Source organism: Lactobacillus pasteurii DSM 23907 = CRBIP 24.76 (assembly GCF_000297025.1).
GTDB lineage: Bacteria > Bacillota > Bacilli > Lactobacillales > Lactobacillaceae > Lactobacillus > Lactobacillus pasteurii.
Map to the genome: position 1 here is coordinate 1 of NZ_CAKD01000018.1, position 6,071 is coordinate 6,071.

The 6,071-nt window shown below is 38.0% G+C and carries 4 protein-coding genes and 1 pseudogene; 4 read left to right on the forward strand and 1 reads right to left on the reverse strand.

Annotated features, from left to right (window positions below; translation table 11 throughout):
• Positions 1-174: 174 nt before the first annotated feature.
• A complete protein-coding gene (locus tag BN53_RS03970; protein WP_009558961.1) occupies positions 175-1,332 on the forward strand; it encodes an RNA-guided endonuclease InsQ/TnpB family protein in 1,158 nt (385 codons plus the stop codon).
• A 174-nt stretch (positions 1,333-1,506) separates the two neighbouring features.
• Here the strand turns inward: BN53_RS03970 and BN53_RS03975 are convergent, their stop codons facing one another.
• Complete coding sequence (locus tag BN53_RS03975; RefSeq protein ID WP_009559636.1) at positions 1,507-2,052, reverse strand: NAD(P)/FAD-dependent oxidoreductase; 546 nt, start codon at positions 2,050-2,052, stop codon at positions 1,507-1,509.
• A 373-nt stretch (positions 2,053-2,425) separates the two neighbouring features.
• Between BN53_RS03975 and BN53_RS03980 the strand changes: the two genes are divergently transcribed.
• From BN53_RS03980 to BN53_RS03990, 3 genes and pseudogenes are all read left to right on the forward strand, one after another.
• Positions 2,426-2,917 (forward strand): transposase, encoded by a 492-nt coding sequence (locus BN53_RS03980; RefSeq protein WP_009559637.1) that lies wholly within the window; start codon positions 2,426-2,428, stop codon positions 2,915-2,917.
• 148 nt (positions 2,918-3,065) lie between these two features.
• Positions 3,066-3,604: pseudogene (istB, locus tag BN53_RS03985) on the forward strand (IS21-like element helper ATPase IstB); the annotation flags it as partial.
• Between the two features lie 194 nt (positions 3,605-3,798).
• On the forward strand, positions 3,799-6,071 hold a 2,273-nt coding region (locus tag BN53_RS03990; protein WP_040537312.1), incomplete at its 3' end, for a mucin-binding protein.

The window sequence follows — 6,071 nt, forward strand, 5'->3', positions numbered from 1 at the left end:
AGGAGCTGATTAACAGTTAACAAAAATATAGAAATATGTAGATAATTATAGATAAAAATAATAATTAAGCTTATTTAGAAAGTTAAACATGGAAAATAAGCTTTGATCCAATGTTTACTTGTTTTGCTTCGTCTTCTTATATAAACTTATGTTTGTATTCAAGGAGGTGAAGCAATGATTAAAACACAAGTAGTAAAGCTAAAAGTTAATAAAACCATGCGAAAGCATCTTGATGCTTTGTGTGATTATCGCAGATATTGCTGGAATAAAGGCTTAGAAACTTGGCAATTGATGTATGAAGCTCATACATTAAATAAAAAGGATAATCCAAGCCCCAATGAGCGCCGAGTCCGTGATGAATTAGTCGCAAATAAAGCTGATTGGCAATATGCTTTGTCTGCTCGATGTTTGCAACTAGCTGTTAAAGACTTAGCTAATGCTTGGAAGAACTTCTTTGATAAGGCTCAGCCTGATTGGGGTATACCTAGTTTTAAATCTAAGAAAGATCCTAGACAAGGCTTTAAGACTGACAGAGCCAAGATTGTTAATGGCAAACTTCGGCTTGATAAGCCTAGAAGTGTCTCAAAGGAAAATTGGTTTGATTTAAAAAGCTATGAAGCTCTAAAGATGGATGAGGTCAAAGTAGTAAGTATCTTCAAAGAAAAAGGCAGCTATTACGCGGCTTTACCTTATGAAGAAGAGATTTCAGCTAAGGCTAAAACTCAACAAAAGACAGCAGTTGACGTCAATGTTGGTCACTTCAACTATACAGAAGGTCAAATCAATGTTTTGCCTGCTAAATTGCAAAAGCTTTACAAGCGCATCAAACATTATCAAAGAACGTTGGCAGTCAAAAGAAAGGTTAATGGTAAGTTAGCTATTAAAAGTAATAATTACTATGCAGTGAGAACCAAACTGCAAAGAGATTATCGTAAAGTAGCTAATATCCAAAACGATCTTTTACAGAAGTTTACTACGCAGCTAGTTAATGATTACGACCAAATTGTAATTGAAGACTTAGCTGTCAAAGAAATGATGATGACGCATGTTGCTTCAAAAGGTATGCAGAGATCAGTATTTAGTAAGTTTAGACAAATTCTGACTTACAAATGTGCTTGGTATGGCAAAGAATTGATCTTAGCTGATAAAACCTATCCATCAACACAAAGATGTGCTGAGTGTGGCTATGTCAAAAAAGGTGATGAAAAGATCACTTTGCAAGGCAACCAAAAGCATGGCACTAAACACAACGAGTATATCTGTTATCAGTGTGGATATACAAACGATCGAGATGAAAATGCAGTATTAAATCTTTTAGCTTTGGCAAAATAAAAAGAAAATAAACGGGGCTGGCTAGGTCCTTAAGCTGTAAGAGCTGGTCAATGTGATTACTCCCAGGTGGAATATCAGAATACTAGTGAAGACGACAGTAAATGAAACAAAGAAAGGAAAAATATATCTTTCTGATATGTAGGAAATGCGTATTCTTCTACATATTTCCATGTTTTATATAGCAGCTTCATTAATATCAATTAAAGTAACTTCCTTACCATGGTTAAGAGCTGCTTCAACTGCAGAAATACCATTACCAGCACCAACGACACTAACCTTCTTAATTGATGGATCATTAAGTGCTTCATTGATCTTGCTTGCCCAGCTGTAGCCACGCATTAAATAAATATGGTCTAGATCATTTCCAGGTACGTCAATGTTTTGTGGGTTAACACCTGGGGTCAAAATCAACTTGTCATAACTTACATCAGTAGTTGTTTGATCAACTGTATTTTTAATTGTGACAGTCTTATTTTCAGGATTTACGGCAATTGCTTCACTATTGTTTTGCAACTTAATGCCGCGCTCCTTGAAATCATCTGGTGCAAAGTTGCGAACATTATCTTGTCCGGTAGTTTTTCCTTCAAGAAATAGCTTCATCCCACAAGACATAAATGAAACAAAATCGCTAGCTTCAAATACTTGAACATCTAAGTCCTTATAGCGATCAACTAATTCAATAGCTGCTTCATGTCCAGGATGAGATGCACCGATAATCACAATTTTTTATTTACTCATAAAAATACCCCTTTATAAATATCATAATAATACTAAGATTATAATTTGCTTATTTAGGCAAATTAACCGGGTTAGTAATCCTTGTCCAAAATTATTATCATTCAGGCAAATAAATTTTAACATTAAGTTTATTTTTCAAGAAAGAAAATGCTTACAAAATTTAAAATATAAAAATTAAAAGCCGTAAAAGTGTAGTGACCCAAGAAAATTGGACACTACATATTATCTCCTTTTGTTAGTTCTTGTTTTCTTGCTTCGTGATTTTGTAGAGGGCGGCTGTAAAATGTAGGAAATCGGCGGTTTTCCTGCATTTTTTGTATACTCACTTTATCAATCTTTTGAGGAAGTGATAAGTATGCGAAAAGACGTTTATGAAAGGATGAGATATTTTGTGTTAGAGAAGATAAAACCAAATTACTCCGCTATTGCACGACAATATGGTGTTGATCCACGAACTGTAAAAGCGGCATATTTAAGAGCTCAGAGTGGTGAAACAACAGTCGTTAGGAAGCGACGAAGCCGTCGTAGTAAGCTAGACGGATATCAAGATATCATTGAGGATAAATACACTGCCGGATGTTCTGCCAAATCGATTTATGACTTTATCGTTGAAAAAGGCTTTACTGGTAAATACACAATCGTCAAAGACTATTATCATCGGTTTCGTAAAGTGCAAACTAAGAAAGCAACGATTAGGGTTGAGCATACGATCGGCTTAAGTGCTCAAGTAGATTGGAAAGAACAAGTTACCATGACTGACCGAAACGGTATTCCACATACTTTCAGTATTTTCTTGTATGTCTTACCCTATTCAAAATTTAAGTTCTTAAGATTAACTCTAGATTAGAAGCAGGATACTTTATTCAAATGCTTATTTAAAGCCTTTAAGGATATTGGTGGAATTTCTAAAGAAATTTGGTTTGATAATATGTCAACTGTCGTTGACCATAAATTGAGTGACTTCCATCATTATCGCTTTAATGAACGATTCCTATCATTTTATCAAGCAACTAAATGAGTTTAATTATCAATTCCAACCTTCGATTAACCAGCAGCAAATCGCCGAGTTTGCGACCATGTCATTCTTGGATAATCAAGAGAACATCATCTTTATTGGTAGCCCTGGCGTAGGTAAAACAGATCTATTAATTGGACTTGGCATCGAAGCATGCCGGCAAGATGTGCGAACCTATTTATTAATTGTCATGAATTAATCCTTAGATTGAAGGCAGCACAAGAAAAGCAACATTTAGAACGAGTAATGCGTCGGTATGAGAGGTATGACCTACTAATCATTGATAAATTAGGCTATTTACCAATAACGGCGGATGAAGCAAAACTATTGTTTCAACTAATAAATGGCCGCTATGAGCGCAAATCAACGATCATAACGACCAATGTGCCATTATCAAGTTGGGGAACCGTCCTCCAGAGTACTGCGACTGCAGAGGCGATTTTGGACCGCCTTGTCTATCATTCACACGTGATTAAGATCAAGGGGAAGTCATACCGTTGGGTATCGGTCAATTCTTAAACCGCCCGAATCATACATTTTTAAACCGCCATAAAACGACAATTCAAAACTGTTCTTGACAAGGAAAGTAAATAAGGTTAACTTTTATATCGAAAAATTATGGGTTAATCAAGCTTACTTTCTTTGTGTAAACAAAGAAAATACGAGGTAGACGCGTAATATCCAAAAAATATTAACTTGAGGGGAATAAAAAAATGGTCGGTAAAAATAATAAGTTTTTGAAAGAAAACAAGAATAATCAAAGATTTTTGCGTTTTTCATTACGAAAACTTAGCGTTGGAGTTGTTTCAGTAGCAATTGCTGCTGGTTTTTACGTTGGCGGAAGCCAGAGTGTACTGGCTGCTACCGATCCAGCGGTTAGCCAAAAAGCTCCTAACGATGATTCGACAGGGAATACCAAGAATAATACGGGTAACCAGCAAAGTGCAAGTACTTCTGCTGACCCATCAGCAGTTGCTAGTGTCGCTGATAGTACAGCTGTGGAAGCAGTAAAGAGTGCCGAACCAGTTGCAAGTTCAGCCACTGAGCAGGAGAAGACGACCACTCTCAACGTCATCGAAGCAAAGCCAACAGCCGCATCAAAAGTAGCAAGCCTGTTGTATAACAAGGCGCAGTCTAATGCTACATCGGACGCTGCAAAGGCAGAAGAGGATCAATTATCGCTGAAGAATATTAAGATCAGTGATCCAATTGTCGAAGATCAGGATGTTAAATATAATGATTTGGTGAATAAAGATGACTATATATTTAGTGTCATCAGAGATAACCGGATTAATACTGATTTTATTTGGACAGTCAATCGGGATTCAGGCAGGGACGCATCTGTCTATTTGTATGATCGTAATTCCCGTGAAGTCCATCATAAGAAATTTGCTAATAGTAGCAATTTATACCATGACAATCGTAATGTTATTTTTAACTACACATTAAAAAGAGAACCCTTACCAAAAGGGGATAGATACTATGGCTCAGTTGATACTTACGACAAATTTGGGAGTTTGCAGGTAATCTATGGATTGGATGATTCTGTAAAAAATTTAAGTGATCAGTCCTATACTTCAATTTCTGAGATTTTACCAGAAAAAGGTCAATCAATAGTAAGACTTAAGGGATGGGACACAAAGACTGGAACGTTAAAGAAAATATTAAACATTTCCTGTCCTGATGGACTAACCGGTCAGACGTTTAAAATTAATGCTAATGATTATCAGCAATATATAAACGGTAAAAAGGTACCTCACGGTTTCGTATGTGTAGGAGTTAGTGGTAATAACAAGGGAGGAACGTTTACTCAGTTTGAACAGGGATATACCTATACTAAACATTACGTGGAAGATGATTTAGAGGTTATTTATCATCAAATCGATGCTAGTGGAACAATGCAGGTTAAGTATCAGTATCATGAACCCCAAGGCCTCTTCCTGCCTGATAAGCTTGTTACAATTTCGGCTGGTGAACTTTCTGCAGGACAAAGTGAAACCATTGGTAATGTAACGATCCGTAATCCGTTTGCTAGTAACAAAACTTTTGAAATTATTTATGTTCCTATTAGTGATGTGAAGCAGGAGATTACGCGGAAGGTCACGATTACTGAACCAGGTCAAAAAACACGGACGATTACTCAAATTGCCGAAATTTCCCGTAGTGCTAAGTTTGATCCAAAAACTGATGAAGTTACTTATGGAAACTGGTCAACCAATACTGCGGACTGGACTGCGGTTGACGTACCAAGCCATGCTGGTTATACGACCCATATTTCCAATGGTGCTGACAGTATTCCGGCGGTAACGGTTAAGGATGGTCAGCAGAGTGAAACCATTGATGTAACGTACACGGCGAACTCACAAACCGGTAAGATCGTTTATGTCGACGTTGACAATCAGAATTCTGAAGTTGGTCACACTGATTTGACTGGGGATACTGATCAAGATGTCACGATCACACCAAAGGCGCCAGCCGGGTATGACATTGTGGCCGGTCAAAATATTCCAGCAACTGAAAAGGCAACGGCAGATGGGATTCCAACTGTTACAGTGCAAGTCAACCACCACAAGCGGACCGTAACGCCAGGTGATGAACCAAAGCCGGGTGACAAGATTCCTGGTAACCCGAATAAGCAGCCAGGTGATGGAACACCAAAGACTGATGTAAGTTATGAAACCTTGCACCGGAACATGACGCGGACAATCAACGTTACTGATCCACACACTGGTTTGAAGACCACCAAGGTAACATTGCACTACGAGCGGACAGCGACGATTGATGACGTTACCGGTGAAGTAACTTACGGCAACTGGACCGTAGTTGACGGTTCCCAAGCTGGTTTTGAGGCCTTTAACATTCCGACGGTTGCGGGTTACTCTTCTGAAATCAAGTCCGGTTCAGCTGATGATTTGCAGGCCTTAACTCCAAGCCAAGCACAAATCACTGACTGGACAGACCAAACGGTCGACATTGACTACACGGC